Annotated in this window: 11 protein-coding genes and 1 pseudogene; 8 read left to right on the top strand and 4 right to left on the bottom strand. The window is 52.1% G+C overall.

The window, feature by feature from the left end; genetic code table 11:
- The 5 genes and pseudogenes from AACZ40_RS20570 to AACZ40_RS20550 form a co-directional block, all read left to right on the top strand.
- Nucleotides 1-212, top strand: a pseudogene (locus AACZ40_RS20570) (AAA family ATPase); the annotation flags it as partial.
- Nucleotides 169-1074: a DUF58 domain-containing protein gene (locus AACZ40_RS20565; protein WP_291168022.1), complete on the top strand. Its 906-nt coding sequence runs from the start codon at nucleotides 169-171 to the stop codon at nucleotides 1072-1074. The pseudogene AACZ40_RS20570 and the gene AACZ40_RS20565, both read left to right, overlap by 44 nt.
- Before the next feature lie 21 nt (nucleotides 1075-1095).
- Nucleotides 1096-3345 carry a VWA domain-containing protein gene (locus AACZ40_RS20560; protein WP_291168024.1) on the top strand — a complete coding sequence of 750 codons (2250 nt, stop codon included), beginning with the start codon at nucleotides 1096-1098 and terminating at the stop codon, nucleotides 3343-3345.
- Between the two features lie 83 nt (nucleotides 3346-3428).
- The gene (locus AACZ40_RS20555) at nucleotides 3429-3620 is read left to right on the top strand and encodes a hypothetical protein (protein WP_291168026.1); all 192 of its coding nucleotides are present in this window, start codon (nucleotides 3429-3431) and stop codon (nucleotides 3618-3620) included.
- Between the two features lie 83 nt (nucleotides 3621-3703).
- Nucleotides 3704-4162: a DUF367 domain-containing protein gene (locus AACZ40_RS20550; protein WP_291168028.1), complete on the top strand. Its 459-nt coding sequence runs from the start codon at nucleotides 3704-3706 to the stop codon at nucleotides 4160-4162.
- A gap of 22 nt (nucleotides 4163-4184) precedes the next feature.
- On the opposite strand, the gene amt is transcribed toward AACZ40_RS20550, so the two are convergent.
- Nucleotides 4185-6839 (bottom strand): ammonium transporter, encoded by a 2655-nt coding sequence (gene amt, locus AACZ40_RS20545; RefSeq protein WP_291168030.1) that lies wholly within the window; start codon nucleotides 6837-6839, stop codon nucleotides 4185-4187.
- A gap of 713 nt (nucleotides 6840-7552) precedes the next feature.
- Here amt and carB point away from each other — a divergent pair.
- Nucleotides 7553-10807, top strand: a complete 3255-nt coding sequence (gene carB / locus AACZ40_RS20540) for a carbamoyl-phosphate synthase large subunit (RefSeq protein ID WP_339675663.1) — start codon at nucleotides 7553-7555, stop codon at nucleotides 10805-10807.
- A 63-nt stretch (nucleotides 10808-10870) separates the two neighbouring features.
- Here the strand turns inward: carB and AACZ40_RS20535 are convergent, their stop codons facing one another.
- Nucleotides 10871-11446: a methyltransferase gene (locus tag AACZ40_RS20535; RefSeq protein WP_291168033.1), complete on the bottom strand. Its 576-nt coding sequence runs from the start codon at nucleotides 11444-11446 to the stop codon at nucleotides 10871-10873.
- Between the two features lie 222 nt (nucleotides 11447-11668).
- Here AACZ40_RS20535 and AACZ40_RS20530 point away from each other — a divergent pair, with 222 nt between their 5' ends.
- Both AACZ40_RS20530 and AACZ40_RS20525 read left to right on the top strand, forming a co-directional pair.
- The gene (locus AACZ40_RS20530) at nucleotides 11669-13843 is read left to right on the top strand and encodes a cation:dicarboxylase symporter family transporter (RefSeq protein WP_291168034.1); all 2175 of its coding nucleotides are present in this window, start codon (nucleotides 11669-11671) and stop codon (nucleotides 13841-13843) included.
- A gap of 192 nt (nucleotides 13844-14035) precedes the next feature.
- The gene (locus tag AACZ40_RS20525) at nucleotides 14036-15181 is read left to right on the top strand and encodes a hypothetical protein (protein WP_291168036.1); all 1146 of its coding nucleotides are present in this window, start codon (nucleotides 14036-14038) and stop codon (nucleotides 15179-15181) included.
- Between the two features lie 75 nt (nucleotides 15182-15256).
- On the opposite strand, the gene AACZ40_RS20520 is transcribed toward AACZ40_RS20525, so the two are convergent.
- Entirely contained in the window at nucleotides 15257-16873 is a 1617-nt protein-coding gene (locus AACZ40_RS20520) for an arylsulfatase (RefSeq protein WP_291168037.1), read from the bottom strand.
- A 10-nt stretch (nucleotides 16874-16883) separates the two neighbouring features.
- Nucleotides 16884-18305 carry a sulfatase-like hydrolase/transferase gene (locus tag AACZ40_RS20515; protein ID WP_291168038.1) on the bottom strand — a complete coding sequence of 474 codons (1422 nt, stop codon included), beginning with the start codon at nucleotides 18303-18305 and terminating at the stop codon, nucleotides 16884-16886.
- Between the last annotated feature and the right edge of the window lie 473 nt (nucleotides 18306-18778).

Genomic DNA, 18778 nt, shown 5'->3' with positions numbered 1-18778 from the left:
AGGGTCGGATGTATGTGAGTACCGATGATATCCGCGCTGTCGCGCATCCCGTGCTCCGGCATCGCATTATTACCAATTTCAATGCGGAAGCCGAGGGGATGACTCCCGATAAAATCGTGGATCGACTGATTCAACTTATCTCGGTTGACTCCTCTCAGGAAAAACTTGATGGACGATTACCGCAAGTATTTAGATCCGCAGACGCTCGCTAAGGTTCAGAACCTGGATCTGGCGGCGCGACAGATCGTGGAAGGCTATGTTGCCGGGGCACATAAAAGCCCTTTTCACGGCTTTTCCGCCGAGTTCGCCCAGCATCGGGAATACGCGTCCGGCGATGACCTGCGCTACGTTGACTGGAAAGTGTACGCCAAATCAGATCGTTACTATCTGAAACAGTATGAAGCCGAGACCAATTTTACCTGCTATCTGCTGCTCGACTGCAGTGAGTCCATGCGGTATCGCTCCGAGGGAACGGCGCTCTCCAAGTGGGAATATGCCCGGCTGGTAGCCGCCGCCCTGGCTTATGTAGTTATCAAACAGCAGGATGCCGCCGGGCTGTGTACGGTGAATGATCGCGTGGTGGATTTTCTCAGGCCCGCCAGCCAGCCAACACATCTGAAACAGATATATTATACTCTGGAACACACGGAAGCCGCGGGTGAATCGGGACTTGGTAAAGTCTTTCACGAACTGGCAGAACGCATCAACCGCCGCAGCCTGATCATTATTATCAGCGATCTGTTTGATGATCTCGATGCAGTCATGCTGGGGTTAAAACATTTTCGACATCGCAAACATGATGTCAGCCTGCTGCAGGTAATTGACCCCGCAGAACAGGACTTCCCTTTCCAGGAGCCGGTATTGTTCCGCGGTCTGGAAAATCTGCCCGAGCAGATGGCGGAACCACGGTCGCTTAAAAAAGCCTATCAGGCCGAGTTTGAAAAATTTCTGAAAGCAGCGCAGCGTGGCTGTCGCGATCTGAATATGGACTACGGGCTGGTTCGTACCGATCAGTCACTGGATATGGCGCTGTCAACTTTCCTTTCTCACCGTCAGTCCCGGGTTGGTTTTTAATTCGCATAGAGTCGAAATTTCATGAACGTATTTTTCTTTCAGCCTCTGTTTGCATTTGGATTTGCCAGTCCCTGGCTGCTGATGGGACTGCTGGCGGCTGGAATTCCCATTCTGATTCATCTGCTGCACAAGCGAAAGTTTATTGAAACCGAATGGGCGGCCATGAAGTTCCTGATGGCAGCAACCAGAAAATATTCCCGACGCGTGCGGTTCGAGCAACTGTTGATTCTGCTGGTCCGGTGTCTGATATTATTGCTGCTGGCGGTCGCGTTTTCGCGCCCCTACTGGTCGCTGCAAGGTGCCTTTTTTGAAACCGCGGCTCCCGTACATCGGATCCTGGTTGTCGATACCTCCTTCAGCATGCGCTGGCAGGGAGATGAAGAGACGCTGTTCGAGGAAGCCCGGGAAATCGCGCGTTCGATTGTTGCTTCTTCCCGGCAGGGAGATGCATTTCAGCTGATTCAGATTTCCAGCGCTTCGCCGCAGAAACTGATCACCCGCCCTTCACGCCAGCAGGCTTATATTCTTGAAGAAATTTCAAAACTGCAACCGACACAGGAATTCGGTAACGCCGGCCAGGCGCTGCAGGCGGCTCTGGAATTTCTGGGACAGGCACAGGAACTGGCGCAGAAAGAAGTGATCGTTATCAGTGATTTCCAGGCGGAGAGCTGGGCGCCCCAGCAGGCGGAACAGGGAAAATCGCGAATCCTGTCATTGATGGAGGCGTTATCCAAAAAAGCGACGCTGATTCTCAAAGACGTGGGCGTAGCGGAAGAATCGAATCTCGCCATTGTCGATTTCAACAGCAAGTCGGTATTTGCCACGCTGAATCAGCCGGTTCGCTTGAGTGTGACTCTGCATAATTATGGTCTTCTAAACCAGGATGCCGTCAACCTGCAGTTGTATGTGGATCAGCAACTGGTCAATCAGAAGCAGGTGGATCTGCCGGCAAATGCTGACACACAGGCAGAGTTTACCCATCAGTTTACCAGGGTTGGCGACCATCGACTGGAAGTTCGACTCGCCGACGATCGACTCCCCCTGGATAACCATCGCTGGAAAGTGATGCCCGTTAAAAAGGAGATCAACGTCCTGCTGGTCAATGGCAGACGCTCGACCGAAGCCATGGGCCGCGCGACTGATTTTCTGGAACTGGCGCTGTCTCCTTCATTGCAGGAGCAGCCCTGGCAGGGAATTATCAAACCACATGTGATCAATGAAGGCGAGCTGGCAACAACAGAGCTCAGCCTGTATGACGCGGTCGTGATCTGTGATGTCGCGCTGTTTACAGATCATGAACGCGATCTGTTAAAACGTTACGTCAGCCGGGGAGGCGGATTGATCGTCAGTCTGGGCGAGCAGGTGAATGTCAAGAATTATAACCAGACGATCCTTCAACCAGAGCAGGGGCTGTTAGCTCTGAAACTGCTGGACCGTCGAGGCGATGCCCGCAAGCATACGACCCTGTTTGAGTTTGATCCGCTGCAGTATCAGCATCCGGTCATTGAAATCTTCAAGGGGAATCCTGATGCCGGGCTGGAAACGACTCATATCTACGAATACTTTCAGACAGAACATCCCCCCGACACAAATACGCGGCCTGTATTGAATTATGATACGAACGACCCGGCGATCATCGAGGGGACACTCGGGCGGGGAAAAGTGGTTCTGATTACGACTTCCCTCGATCGGCTCTGGGGGACGTGGGCAATCTGGCCCAGTTTTCCGCCGATGGTGAATGAACTTGTGCTCTATGTCGCAACCGGTAAATGGGGCAGCCGCGCTGTCCGAGTGGGACAGCCCCTGGAAATCATGACGCGGGAAAACCAGCTTACGCTCACTCCTCAGATGATTGCCCCGGACCAGGAAAAGTATCCGCTCAGAAGTGTCCTCGACAGCAGCAATGAGTCCCGCACGATCACCTTTTCACAGACTCTGCTGTCTGGTTTCTATGAATTAGACTGGGGCTCCGCTGCCACCGAAAATACGCTCTACGCGGTGAATGTTTCTCCGCAGGAAAGTAATTTGACTCATATTGGGCCGCAGCTCATTCCAGCGCAGTATTTTCGTCGACCCGAAGGAACGGAAAGCCAGCAGATGGAAGTACCCGAGGATCGCACCACACAGGCAGGCCTGGCGGAAAACCTGTTGTTGACCGTGCTGGCACTGATCGTGGTTGAACAGCTATTGCTCTGGCGGTTTTCAGCCGGCGCCTTGACGTTTCTGGTGGTCATGCTGATCTCCAGCCTGAGCCTGTTTTTCCTCCGCTGACAGGCGGGGAGTCTGTGATTTTCTCATCTCCTGTGCTATAATGAACCGTCCGAAAAGTTGGTTCGTCTCCTGAATATGAGGAAATGCAGTCCGTAATGAGCCTGAATAAGAAGCAGAAAAAACAGATCGACATCGCGCGTCAGAAAATCCAGAAACTGCGCCAGCGTTTAACCGGTGCCAAAGAGCAGATGGATGATCCCCAGGAAGTCAAAAGTCTGGAGCAGGAAATTGCCGTCCAGGAAGATCTGATCAAGAAGGCCCAGGAAGCTTCCTGAACCGCGCCTATCAGAAACCATTTCTATTAATCAGGTTCTGCTGAAGCGGAATAGCAAGCATTTCATCTGAAAAGACCGAAGCAGTGTCTGGCTCACATCCTCCCACCGTGATCGTGGTACACCCCAAAGAACGCAAAAGCAAATGCACCGTGCAGCCTCTGCGCACGCATGAGAAGTTTGTCTTCTGGAAGTATCCCCGCAAAGAAGCCGACTTCCTACAGGGGTATGTGCGCCTGGGCCTGGAAGGTCCGTTAATCAGTCCGGCGGATGCCGATTCTGGTCTGCTGGTTCTTGATGGAACCTGGCGGCTGGCAGAGAAAATGGAACCTGATTATCAGGAGTTGCCCGTTCGCAGCCTGCCGGCCTGGAAAACAGCATATCCCCGGGTCTCAAAACAGTATGCAGATCCTTCAACCGGTCTTGCCACCATTGAGGCCATTTACATCGCTTATTATCTGATGGGCCTCGATACAACGGGCCTGCTGGAAGGTTACTACTGGGCCGACCAGTTTCTGGAACTGAATCGCGATCAACTGTCGTAATTCGCACTCATTGCTGCGTGAATCATTCCGTGATCAACTCTGGCTCAGCATGACATTGATACTTCACCACGATATTACGGAGTTTCTCCCGATTGACCGGTTTGGTTGTGTAATCCGTGCAGCCGGCATCAATACATTTTTGTCGATCTCCGGTCATGGCATGCGCGGTCAATGCTATAATAGGAGTCTCAATTCCCAGTTCACGCAGTTTTCTGGTGGCGCCATATCCATCCAGAACCGGCATCGACATATCCATCAGAATGACATCAAACGGTTTCCCCTGTTGCTCGGCATTCAGTGCCCGCCTGACAGCGATGTCACCGTTTTCCGCCAGCACTACATGTGCTTTTTCTTTTTTCAGCAGCGTGGAAATCAGTCGCTGGTTATCTACACCATCTTCTGCCAGCAGTACCGAGCAGCTACCCCTGATGATCATTTCTGAATCCGATTCAGTGATTCCCGACTCCTGCAGGTTCACGGGAATCTGTTTGAAGTCGACCTGTGGATTTGTATGAAATTCCAATGGTGCCGGGTTGCCAATACCAATGGTCAGTGTGAAGACGGTCCCTTCACCGGGCACGCTTTCGCAATACAGATCACCACCCAGCATCTCAGCCAGTCGCTTGCTGATAGCCAGCCCCAGGCCGGTTCCACCAAACTTACGCGTCGTGGAAGAGTCTGCCTGGACGAACGGCTGATAGAGCATGTCGATCTGCCCGGCGGTCATGCCGATGCCCGTGTCACGGATTTTGAATTCCAGCAGTGGTTCATTGGAACTGGAATTCAAAAGCGATGTTTCCACCGAAACTTTTCCCCCGTCTGGTGTGAATTTGATCGCGTTCCCGATCAGGTTGATCAGGATCTGTTTGAACCGTGTTGGATCGCTCTGAATCTCAACAGGGATATTACCATTAAAGGACAGTTTGAACTGTAATTTCTGATATTCAGCCCTGACTTTCATCAGCGCCTGAATTTCTTTCAGTTTTTCCAGCAGCGGAAACGGAATGGTTTCGATACTCAGATTTCCCGATTCAATTTTGGAGAGATCGAGAATATCGTTGATCAGTTCCAGCAGATAGTTCCCGTTGCGTTTGATCACGTCCAGTAATTCGATACTGCCCGGGCGGCCCCAGCTTTCTTCCAGCAGCAAATCGGTATACCCCAGGACGGCGGTCATCGGCGTGCGGATTTCATGGCTCATGTTTGCCAGGAATTCACTTTTGGCCCGCGATGCTGCTTCGGCGTCGGTATTGGCCTGTTTTAATCGCTCGGCTTTTTCTTCCAGTTCGCGGCGGGTCAGCTCGAGGTTTTCCGTGCGGTCTTTTAATTCATTCAATGCCAGATCCCTTATTTGTGTTACTCTATTATATTGTCTGGCAATCAGGCCGACATCGCTGTTTTCATCCAGATCTTCGCCCAGATGGGAATTGCCTTTGATATGCAACTCCATCAGGTTCAACAGTTCGTACATTTCTGAAGTGGCACCATGTTCCGCCATATTCAGTCCCTGCTTTTCTTCGTCTTCGGTCGCCCGCAGTCGAATGTATTTACTGATGACTCGCAACGTGATCCAGCAGAAAGAAAAGCACCAGATGAAGCAGACAGCACAGCCCAGTAACTGAACCAGAAACTGTTCCAGGCGGGAGTGTGCCAGGAATTCCGCTGGAATAAACAAGGCAACCGCCAGTGTCCCCCAGACTCCGGCAAAGCCATGAACGGGAATCACGCCAATCGTGTCGTCAAGCTGGAAGTGATCCAGAACGCGGACACCTGCTTGCATGACGATCGCTGCCACAATTCCTATCACCACTGCAGATGCCGGCGAGACCACATCACAGCTGGCACTGCTCGCGACCAGCCCTGCCAGCAGACCATTCAGAACAGGTTCGATCTCGATCTGTTTACGCAGGTAATACTGCCAGATCAGCATGGTGATGGCACCACAGGCAGAAGCCAGAAAGGTATTAATGAAGATTTGTGGGACATGCGAGGTGAAACCAAATTCACTGCCGCCGTTGAATCCAAACCAGCCCATCCAGAGGATGAAGACCCCCATGGTCGCCAGGGTCAGATTGTGACCTCGCAATTTTCGAGAAGAGGTACGTTGATCAAATTTTCCAATTCGGGGCCCGATAATCACGATCGATGCCAGTGCAGCCCATGCTCCCAGAGAATGGACAACCGTTGAACCGCTGAAGTCCCGGAAACCCAGTGACTCCAGCCAGCCGGGTGCTTTCCCGACAAAATGGCTGGTCCAGGCCCAGTGACCAAACACGGGATAAATGATTCCCCCCAGAACAATCGAAAGAATCACGTAAGCCGTAAAACGCATCCGTTCGGCTGAGGCGCCCGATGCGATTGTGGCGGCCGTCGTACACAGCATCAGTTGAAACAGGAAAAACGCGGATAGAAATATATCGGAACCGGAATTCGTAAAGGGAAAATAAGTGGTGCCGATCAGGCCCCCGGTCGTCGCTCCAAACATCAGGCCGAAACCGAAAATCCAATACAATATCCCCACAGTACTTACGTCGACAACATTTTTGATGGCGACGTGAATACTGTTTTTGGAACGCGAAAGTCCCGATTCCAGACAGCAGAATCCCGCCTGCATAAACAGGACAAATATACTGCAGACTAAAATCCAGAGAATGTCAATTTGTTGATTGAGTTCCATGGCATTGACTCATACATCAGAAGAGGCAGAAGATTTTAAGCTTCCTGTATTTTCCCAAGGCTTGCATATACAAACTCAGGGAAGAGGATTGGTGATTCACAGGAAACAAAGCGATGTTTCATTCTGGAAAAGCTTATGTTTTTTTCTGTCAACATGTGCCAGAGATCAACAATTTCGCATGACCAGTTCAGCCTGTAGACTTATCTGCGTGAAATCCCTATATCCTTATGGAGGGAAACGTTTTAACTTGAACAGATGGACGGAAGAGAGCAGTAGAAAACCTCCTCGATTTGAAAATACTTTCTAAATCATCACTTAGGATCATTCCTCGGAGAGGGATCTGACCGTCAGGATCGATTCAAGCCATCAATCCGTTTCCATTGTTCTGACAGGCAGTGTGATAAAAAAATAGGACGTTCCTTACTCCTCCAATGAACGAATCAGCGCCATTACTCCTCAATGGTTCGAATACTTACGGTACAAAAGTATCCAGGCGAATCGGTTTGTGCCCGGAAATTCTCAGTTGCCACTGCGAAAGATTGTTCGTGATCGTGTGGCTCTCGAACCATGACGTTTCAAAGCCTGTTCTGGGACTTTCTGGTCTGCCTTGCTTGATTATTTTGCTGTGCTTGTTAACGTTGGGAAGATTTGCGCAGATAAAGGTCTCAGAGCCAGAATACAATGTACATTTGCTGTGAAAGTGATCCGAGAAAGTGCCTAGACGCGACGATATTCGTAAGATTTTGATCATTGGCTCCGGTCCTATTGTGATCGGCCAGGCGTGTGAATTTGACTATTCCGGAACCCAGGCCTGTAAGGCACTGCGGGAAGATGGTTATGAAGTCGTGCTGGTGAACTCCAATCCGGCCACGATCATGACCGATCCGGAAACAGCACATCGCACTTACATTGAGCCGATTACCTGGCAGTATATCCAGAAAGTCATCGAGATCGAAAAACCCGATGCCCTGCTGCCGACGCTCGGTGGACAGACCGGTTTGAACGCCGCCATGGATCTCGCCCGCCGGGGGATCCTCGATCAACTGGGTGTGGAACTCATCGGTGCCAAAGAGTCTGTCATCGCCAAAGCAGAAAGCCGCGATCAGTTCAAAGAAGCGATGACCAAAATTGGTCTCGACTGCCCCCGCAGTTCCGTCGTGCACAACATGGAAGAAGCCAACGCGGCCATGAAGGATATCGGTCTGCCGATCATCATTCGCGCCAGCTATACCCTGGGGGGAACCGGTGGCGGCGTGGCGTACAACCGGGAAGAGTTCGAAGCCAAAGTCCGCAGCGGACTGGCCCTGTCTCCAGTGAATGAAGTTCTGCTGGAAGAATCCATTCTCGGCTGGAAAGAATACGAGATGGAAGTGATGCGAGATCAAGCCGACAACGTGGTCATCATCTGCGCCATCGAAAACTTCGATCCCATGGGCGTGCACACCGGCGACTCGATCACCGTCGCGCCGGCTCAAACACTCACCGATAAAGAATACCAGCGGATGCGCGATGCTCCCATCGCCTGTATGCGAGAGATCGGCGTGGAAACCGGAGGCTCCAACGTTCAGTTCGCCGTCAACCCCGATACGGGCCGCATGACGATCATCGAAATGAATCCCCGTGTCAGCCGTTCCAGTGCCCTGGCTTCCAAAGCGACCGGCTTCCCCATTGCAAAAATCGCCGCCAAACTGGCCGTCGGCTATCGCCTTGATGAAATCCGTAACGACATCACCCGCGAAACCTTTGCCTGTTTTGAACCCACCATCGATTACGTCGTCACCAAAATTCCCCGCTGGACGTTCGAAAAATTCCCGGATGCCGACCCGGTCCTCACCGTGCAGATGAAATCGGTCGGCGAAACCATGTCCATCGGTCGTACCTTCAAAGAATCACTGCAGAAAGCACTGCGGGGACTGGAGATCGGTCACTTCGGACTGGGAGGCGGAAACAAGGATCTGTGGGGGACCGCCAAACAGCCTTCCAAGGATACGATCCAGTCCAAACTTTCGGTTCCCAACGAAGATCGCATCTTCTACATCCGTTATGCTTTCAAACTGGGAATGACGACCGAACAGATACACGAACTGAGTGATATCGATCCCTGGTTCCTTAATCACATTCGGCAACTGGTCGAACTGGAAGACCAGATCCGCGCACGTGCCCGCCTGGAAGACATGGACTACGCTGCCATGAAACAGGCCAAGCAGGCCGGTTACTCCGATAAACAGCTCGCTTTCTGGCTCGATTCCACAGAAATGGATGTCCGCCAGTATCGCAAAAGTCTCGGCATCGAAGCGACCTTTAAACAGGTCGATACCTGTGCCGCCGAATTCGAAGCCTTTACACCTTACTTCTATTCGACCTACGAACAGGAAGACGAAACCCCCGGTAATCCCGACCACAAACGTCGCATCATGATTCTGGGCGGCGGGCCGAACCGCATCGGGCAGGGTATTGAATTCGATTACTGCTGCTGCCAGGCTTCCTTCGCTTTGCAGGAACTGGGCATCGAGAGTATCATGGTCAACTCGAATCCCGAAACCGTTTCGACCGACTATGACACCTCGGATCACCTGTTCTTCGAACCTCTGACAACCGAAGACGTCCTGAATATCTGCGACCGGATGAAACCTGATGGCGTGATCGTGCAGTTCGGCGGTCAGACGCCACTGAATCTGGCACGTGGCCTGGAAGCCGCTGGTGTCAACATTATCGGTACGAGTCCCGAGATGATCGACGCCGCCGAAGACCGCGAGCGCTTTCAGGCAATCCTGGAAAAACTCGAACTGCATCAGCCTCCCAACGGGATCGCCACGGATACCGAAAGTGCACGTAACGTTGCTAAAAAAATCGGCTATCCGATTCTTGTCCGCCCCAGCTACGTGCTCGGCGGACGCGCTATGGAAATCTGCTACGATGAAGAATCCCTCGTGCGTTACATGAATGAAGCCGTCAATGCTTCACCCGATCATCCGGTTCTCGTCGACCGGTTCCTGGAAGATGCCATCGAAGTTGACGTCGATGCCATCTCGGACGGTATTACGACACTGGTCGGCGGCGTGATGGAACACATCGAAGAGGCCGGCGTACATTCCGGTGACTCGGCCTGTGTGCTCCCGCCCCACTCGCTCCCCGAATCGGTCATCAATGAAATCAAACGCGCGACACATGCCCTCGCGCGGGAACTCAAAGTCAAAGGGTTGATGAATATTCAGTTCGCAGTCAAACAGACGGTCGATGATTACAAGGTCTACATTCTGGAAGTGAATCCTCGCGCCAGCCGAACTTCGCCGTTCGTTTCCAAAGCGACCGGAATTTCACTGCCCCGTATCGCAGCCAAAGTGATGGCGGGAGTCTCGCTGCTCGAACAGGGCATCACCAAAGAGCCTGTGCCGAAGCATACGTCCGTCAAAGAAAGCGTGTTCCCGTTCTCCCGCTTCCTCGGCGTTGATATTATCCTCGGCCCCGAAATGCGTTCAACCGGCGAAGTCATGGGCATCTCAGACGGCTTTGCGATGGCATTTGCGAAAAGTCAGCTCGCCGCCAGTACCAGCCTGCCTTCCGAAGGCACCGTCTTCATCAGCATGGCCGATGTCTATAAAGACATGATTATCGAGCCGGCTCGACGATTAATTGAGCTGGGTTTCAAAATCGTTTCGACTTCCGGTACCGCTCGTGTCCTCAAAGAAGCGGGACTCGAAGTAGCCACTGTGAAAAAGCTGAAAGAAGGACGCCCCAACCTGCTGGACATGATGGCCAACCAGGAAGTGCAGTTCATCTTCAACACGCCCAGCGGTAAAGGGTCGCGGACCGACGAAGGTAAAATCCGTTCGGCTTCTGTTTCCTATGGTGTCACCTGCGTGACCACAATCCCCGGCTGCCTGGCAGTCGTCAAAGCCCTCGAAGCACTCGCCGAAGATCCGACACCGCAGGTACGTGCCCTGCAGGACTGGATGGCAGACATGTGAGACAAGGTTGTCAGGGAATATCTTTCACTGGATGTTCCCGGCTTGTCTGGCTGCCGGTTTCAGTTATCGGTTCCGCCGCTTCCGCGCTGCATAGCTGTCGCGGCGTTTCTCGGCATGAAATACAAAGTAGCCGTCGATCTCATGGACTTCGGTCCCACCGAAAATGCTGGTAAGTTTCTTCTGATACCACAACCGTCGACGAGTCACCATCACCAGCTTTCCGCCGATCTTCAGACGGTTGAAACCCTTCATGATGAAGTTCTTGGCGACGGAAAAATCTTCATGGTAAGGCGGGTTCGAGAGGATCCAGTCGAAGTCGGTCTCCTGATGATCGCGAAAACCATCACTCTGTAAAACAGTCACTCCCGCAGCCGCATTACGTTCCGCATTCGTTTTTGAAATGCGAACTGCTTCGCCATCCACGTCGGTCATCACAACATTCTCAGCACCAACGATCTTCGCTGCCAGAATGCCTACCACACCACATCCGCAGCCCAGGTCCAGCACCCGCTCGCCTGATGCAAACGTTACGGTGGAGAGCATCGCCTCGGTCCCCCGGTCCAGGCCTTTGGGGGAAAACAGCTCGGGCGTCGTTTCAAACAGGAACTGCTGACCGTGATAGGTAATAGAAAAAGGCATGCAGATTCGATAAGTCTGGTGATAGAAAGGGTTTTGTGTTAAGAATCCAGATTCATTGGAACCCGATGATTGTCTGGACTCACTGTGAAGATTACGTTATGACCTGTATCTTTCAGGGAACCTTACACTTCCGGCAAGAATTTATCCACGACAAGTATCAGTTTTCCTGCCAGACAGGTTCAATTTCACCCGCTGATACCTGCGTGCTCAAGGATCCGGCGAATGGAAAAAGTCACTCCGTCACATTTTAAGCCCGGCTTAACCACCTGGATTCTTACGAGCCTGGGGCTGGGGGTATTGTGTGGTCTGTTTTTTGGTGACTTGTGTTCCCCGCTGAAAGCGGTCGGCGATGTCTTCATCGGACTGCTGCAGATGACGGTTCTGCCTTACATCACGCTTTCGCTGATTTTAAATCTGGGCCGCATCTCAATTCGACAGACACGCAACATGGCGTTTACTGTCATCGTCCTGTTGCTGATTCTCTGGTGTATCGGCCTGTTTAGTGTCTGCCTGATGTCGCTCTCGTTTCCCTTCTGGCAGAAAGGTGCGTTCTTCAGTACCAGTATTGTTGAAGGTCCTAAGAGCGAGAGCCTCTACGACCTGTTCATTCCCTCAAACCCGTTTTTCTCACTCGCCAACAATGCCGTTCCCGCGGTGGTGCTATTTTCGATTGGTATGGGCATCGCGATCAGTGGCATTCCCAAACGCGAACGCCTGCTGGAACCGCTGTCCGTTGCCGTCAACGCTTTGATGCGGCTCAATCGCATGATTGTCCACATTTCACCGATCGGCATTTTTGCCATCGTTTCTTACGCAATGGGCACACTCCCCTTTGAAAAGTTCGGTCTGCTGCAGGCTTACCTGATCACCTTTTCCGCCGCCACACTGCTGCTGGCGATTGGCATTCTGCCGATGCTGATTTCTGTCTGCACCCCCGTGCGTTACTGGGACGCCCTTAAAGTCTCACAGACTGCCGTCATCGCTTCGTTCGTACTGGGCAGTACGTTTGCCGTGATACCCCTGATTGTGGAAGCGGCCCGCGAAATTCTGGACCGTTATCATCTGGAAAAAGAGGACACCGGCGGCTCACCCGATGTCCTGATTCCGCTCGTCTTTCCTTTCCCCGACCTTGGTCGAATCGTCGGGTTGATCTTCATTCCTTTCTCTGCCTGGTTCTACGGCTCAAGCATGCTGCCTGAAGAATACCCCCGCTTTCTCTCGCTGGGTATGGCCGGTTCCTTCGCGAAACCAGCCGTGACGATTCCCTGGCTGCTCGATCTGATGCACATCCCACATGACATCTTTCAGCTCTACCTGGCGGTTGGCATCTATACCACTCGCCTGGGTGATGCACTGCGTTCGGTCTACCTGTTTTCGTTTGCCATCCTGGCTGCGGCTTCGCTCTCCGGTACTCTTAAAATCCAGTGGAGACGTTTCATCTCCTGGTCGCTGTTCTCGTTGTGTGTCGCGGGAGTCGTGATTGCCGGCATTCACGCCGTACTCAACTACACGTTTAAAGACGTCTATCAATCCAAAGCACTCATCGCCGATCGCCAGTTGCTCTTTCCAGGTGCCAAAGAGATCATTCTGAAAACATCCGCTCCCAACCCCGAGCCGATTCTGTCTAACGAAACCCGCATCGATCGTATCCGTCGTCGCGGCACCATTCGGCTGGGCTTCGATCCCAAGCGGCTTCCCTTTTCCTACTTCAATGACCGCGGACAGCTGGTGGGCCTCGATATTGATATGGCACATCGACTGGCGCTCGACCTGGGAGTTGATATCGAATTTGTCCCCTTCACACCCCAGACACTGATTGATCAATTGAAACAGGATCATTTCGACCTGGCGATGTCAGGCCTGGAAGGCACCATCGAACGAGCGACCGCCTTCCCCGTCGCCGATTCCTACATGGACGTGACGCTGGCACTCGTACTGCCCGATTTTCGTAAAGTTGATTTCCTGGAGTTCGATAAATTACGCCATTCCGCTGATCTGAAAATCGCAGTCGTCGCCAACAGTTTCTACGACGAAAAAGCTCACGAGTATTTCCCCAACGCGAGTTTCATTTCCATCAATTCCGAAGAAGATTTTTTCGAAGGCAATGCCGGCCACGCCGATCTGCTGGTGACAAGTGCTGAAACCGGGGCCGCCTGGACGTTGCTGTATCCGAAATTCTCGGTCATCAATCCCTTCAAGAAAAACATTCGCGTTCCCATGTATTACCTGGGTGCCCACGACATTGAGTTTGAAGAATTCATGGAAGTCTGGCTCGAACTCAAGAAGAAAGAGGGCGTCTTCGACACGCTCTACAAATACTGGATTCTCGGCGAAACCATCAACTCCGACCCCCCACGCTGGTCGATCATCCGTGATGTCCTGCACTGGGTAGATTAACGCAGCGAGCAGACACTGTCAGGACAGACACTGAATCAGAACAGCCTTTCGAATCTCAATGTCAGACATTCAGCTCGTTCATGTTATTTTTCGTGGTAGAAATGTTTTGTCACTACGGCTTCCGATCTGCTACACTGCATCGACGAATGTATCCGTTTGTTTCTTCTATATAAATATAGCGAGGAGTGAAGAATGGCCTGTCGTCTGTCACTCACGATCTTACTGTTGTTACTCTGTCTGCATTCCCCGTCCGTCATCCCTGCCGAAGAACCAGGTGCCGAACAACAGCGCCAGCTGAACCCGGAAGAAACGCAGCAGACACTCGTTTTCCTGTCGAAGCAGCTCACCACGAATCTTGATGCCATTCATACCTGGCAGGGAACTTATCTATACAGGAGCGAATCATTATACCATCGGAGCAGGCTTGAACCCCCCAGTTGGAAGACCACGTATCGACTGCACCCTTTCTGGCTGGATCAACGACAGGATAAACTGCATGTAAGTAATTATGTGATAGAAAAACCCGATGAACTCAATCAGCTGCAACCGATACCAGCCAAAATCGAAAGTAGTTTAAACGCACAATGGATTGTCGTCAAAGGGGAAGAGAGCCTGGAGTTGAGCGAGAAACGCTTCGGCTCCCTCTATGGTTTTCCTGAGACTGTTCAGAGACAAGTTGGCTGGGGCAGAGTTCTGTTTCGAAAATGGAATTTTGAAATCGAACGGGATGGTCGGTTCTTCGATCCCAGGAAAAAAGTGCTGGGTACTGCCTCGGGCAGCTTTGCTCGCACCCCCGAGATGTATGCCAAAGTGCTCAGTGGCGCAGAGGGAAAAGAAAAACAGGAGACGTTTTCCAGACGGGTTACCATCACGGAAAAAAAACTGAAAGACGGGCAGAAACAGTTGATCGTCAAGATCGAGTACAATCGCGCGAAACCAAATGGTCTTCCCGAATTCAGACAAATGACCTACGACTCCCGGTTTGGATATAGTCCGGTGAAATATGAGAGTTTACACGGGACTGTCCCGGATCGTATCCAGACATTTTCTTATAAAAACGTCAATGGCATCTACCTGCCTCAGAAAGTCATCTTTGAGGACTTTCAATTCAGACTAGTAGGTAAGCGTGAACTGACCTCACGGCGCACTTATACGTTACTTGATTCAAAACTGAATCAACCCATTAACCCGGATCAGTTCCAGATCAAATCATTCAACCTGCAGTATGGCGAACGCATGCTGGACAGAACCAAAAACAAAGCCTTTATCCAGGACCAGGATGGCCTCGTCCCCGCCGAAGAATTTGAATTCAACAAAGAATCACAAAGTAAGAATTGAATTCGGAGAACAGCAAACAACGGACGAATTTCTTCCGTCATAAAACAACGTTCATGTTTTTCATAGTAGCAAAAATCACTTGGGATACACGCCCACGCGTTTCGCCCAGGCTTCCCACTTGTGTGCCAGATCGTTTACGATCGCCCGTCTGCGTGTTGCGAGATCATTCAATTCCGTGCGGTCCGTCTTGAGATCATACAGTTCCCACTTCTGTGACTGATAACCTTTCGCCGGTGAAACGCCACGTCCGACCAGCTTCCAGTCGCCCGCTCTTACAAACGCATTACTTTCATGTTCAATGAAAAGAGGCTCGGTCCGGTTAAGCGGTTCTCCCTGCAACGCCGGACGCAGCGAAATGCCATCCAGCGCCGGGATTGTATTCCCGCTGAAAGTATCCGGGTACTTTGCTTCCGCCACATCAATCAGTGTCGGCATGATATCAATCAGCTGGGCCGGTTCCGTGTACCAGTCTGTTTGTGGCTTAATTTCAGCCGGCCAGTGCATGAAGAACGGTGTCGACGTACCCCCTTCGTGCGCGAAATGTTTATACAGGCGGAACGGCGTGTTAGACGCATTCGCCCACGCTTTGCCGTAACTGTTGCTGTTATCGAGATTGCGTTTTTCGATATCGTAAAATTCACCGCGACCCAGCACGCCCCCCTCGGCACAGCCGCCATTGTCCGACAGAAACAGGATCAGCGTGTTTTCGTATTGTCCGCTCGATTTCAGAGAGTTAACCAGTTTACCGATGTTCTGATCCACGCGATCCACCATCGCCGCATAGACGGCCATTTTAAGATCCATTTCGTCCTGCTTTTTTTCACTCAGAGTATCCCAGGCAGGTACTTCAGAGTCTCGAGGCGAAAGTTTCGTATTCGCCGGCAGCAGTCCCAGCTCTTTCTGTTTCGCCAGACGCTGTTCGCGGAGTTCGTCCCAGCCGATTTTGTATTTGCCGCGGTACTTTCGGATCTCCTCTTCATGCGCCTGTAGCGGCCAGTGTGGTGCAGTGTAAGCGAGATACAGAAAGAAAGGTTTGTCCTGCGTCTCTTTTGCCTGTTGATGTTCATTGAGAAAACGAATTGCATAATCGGTGTAGGCGTCTGTGGTATAGAATGGTCGGTCGGTGGTACTGGCAGGAGTCTCAATGTCTTCATTTCCGAATGTCATGCCCCGCGGTGCGACAGGATGAAAGAACCGGGTTGCCCCCGAGACGCAGCCGAAATATTTATCGAAGCCGCGCTGCAGCGGCCAGCGATCCTGCGCGTTAAAGCCCAGATGCCATTTGCCCGTCATCAGTGTCGCATAACCGGCTGGCTTTAAAACTTCCGCCAGCGTGACACACTCGCGATTCAGATATCCCTGGTATGCGGGAGGTTTGGAATAGCCGCGGGGATCGCCGGGCGGGTTGGTCATCCAGCCAATTCCCGTCTGATGTGGATGCAGGCCTGTCATCAAAGTGGCCCGCGTAGGACAGCAGCGACCCGAATTATAAAACTGCGAAAACCGCACACCCCCGGCCGCCAGCGCATCGATGTGGGGCGTTTCAATCTCTCCGCCATAACAGCCGATGTCAGAAAAGCCCATGTCATCGACCATGATCAGAATGATGTTGGGCCGCGCCGCTTCTACAGTTGATGTAATCAACAGACAGGCAAGACAGCACAGACTGCAGAGCATTTTCAAAAAGTTCATCTGATTCTTTCTATTGATAATCTTTGCCTGCGTTACTGTTCGCACAGGAATTGATCCAGCGTTCCAGTTCGGTTTGAAAAGTCTTGACCAGTTCGGGATGGTCTGCAGCGACGTCAGTCGTCTCACCCGGATCGGCGATGATGTCAAACAGCTGGTACTGACTTTTGTTTTTACGCTGCGTTTTCAGCAGTTTAAACTGCTGAGTCATCCAGACCGCCTGCTTTTTAAACTGAAAGCCGATCGGTTGTGAGCGTTCTTTCAGTTTACCTTCGATGACAGGCAGCAGATTCATTCCGTCCAGCGGACGGTCGGCGGGAAGAGGATGACCGGTCGCCGCGAGGACCGTAGGCAGGTAATCGCTGGTCACCATCGGGAAATCAGTGACAGAGCCGGGCTGGACTTTTCCCGGCCACTCGACCAGTGCCGGCACGCGAATTCCCCCTTCCAGCAGATCGCGTTTGCGACCGCGAAACGGCCCCGCAGAGCCGGGGGCACGCGCATTCCCTTCCGGTCCGTTGTCCGAACAGAACCAGATCAGCGTGTTTTCAGTTACATTCAATTGTTTCAACTTCGATCTCAGACGACCCACCTGTTCGTCCATCGCGGTGATGCAGCCATAATAATTCGCATGATGCAGATCGTACTTGTCATACATCGCGCGATAGCGGGGACCGGCGACGACTGGCAGATGAGGCGTGTGGAACCAGATCACACAGAAAAACGGTTTCGACTGCTTTACCGAATCACTAATGAAAGGAACCGCCCGATCCATGATGATCCGCGAATCATCGCCCCGCAGATTCTCTTTGACGATCTCCCCCTCCTGGTTCCAGTAATGTGTGCCATAAGCGGCAGACTGATCATTCTCATTCAATGCTGCCCAGCCTTGACTGGATACTTTACCGGTGGGCTTGAGCATCGGGTCCCAGGTGGGGACTTTGGCTTCGGTTGAGAAACAGACTTCAAACCCGTTCTGCCACGGCGGAGAAAAGTGAGACGTATTTTCAGGACCGCCCCGATTCGAATCGCGCACCGTTTTCGTCAACGTTCCCAGGTGCCATTTCCCGAAGTGGCCTGTGCGATAACCGGCGGCTTTCAGTGATTCCGCCAATGTCTGTTCTTCCGGTTTCATGTGCCCGGCATTCGCCGTCACAACGCCATACCGAAACGGATTGCGGCCGGTAATACAACTGCCCCGGGTCGGACTGCAGACCGGTGCTGCTGCGTAGAAGCGTTTGAGATTCATCCCGTTCTGCGCCATCGCATCCAGGTGTGGTGTCTGAATAATCGTGTTCCCGTTAAACCCGGTATCCCCCCAGCCCAGATCATCGCACATGATCAGAATCACGTTAGGATTTTCAGCCGCCCGCGCTGTCAATGCAGACAGACAGACGACCAGACAGATCAGAGCAGCTAAGATTTTCCGCATCATAAACAGCACTCCATCCTTCTCAGAAAGTCATGAGGTTCTCGAATCGGGTGGCCGCGAATCCAAATCGCGGTGGTCACAGATTACAGGAAACTGTCAGAACAGACACACAAATCAGAACAACAAAACCAACTCTGTCGAAGTAGGGTGCGGACCCATGTGTCCGCCCGCCTGGCGAGGTTCGATTTTGTATCACGCTACATGGGAAACTGGTCAAACATTCGATAGCGAAATTTCTACCACAAAAAAGTCGAAACCACTCGAAAGAAAATAAGGGCTCGGCCCGAATTTGATTCGGGTTCACCCCAGTCTGTATCATCAACAGTACCATCCTGAAAGGAAGGACTGAACTTCGCACACCTGCTGCTACACATCCCCGCACTCCCTCTGCATAAAATGAACTTGACCGCTGCGCGCCGCTGGCGATAAGCGCTGTTTTGGGTCGCGCGCGTGTCCAGTTTACAGTGCACTGAAAC

It is taken from the genome of uncultured Gimesia sp., assembly GCF_963972345.1.
Classification (GTDB): domain Bacteria; phylum Planctomycetota; class Planctomycetia; order Planctomycetales; family Planctomycetaceae; genus Gimesia.
This window is presented reverse-complemented; position numbering and strand designations above follow the sequence as displayed.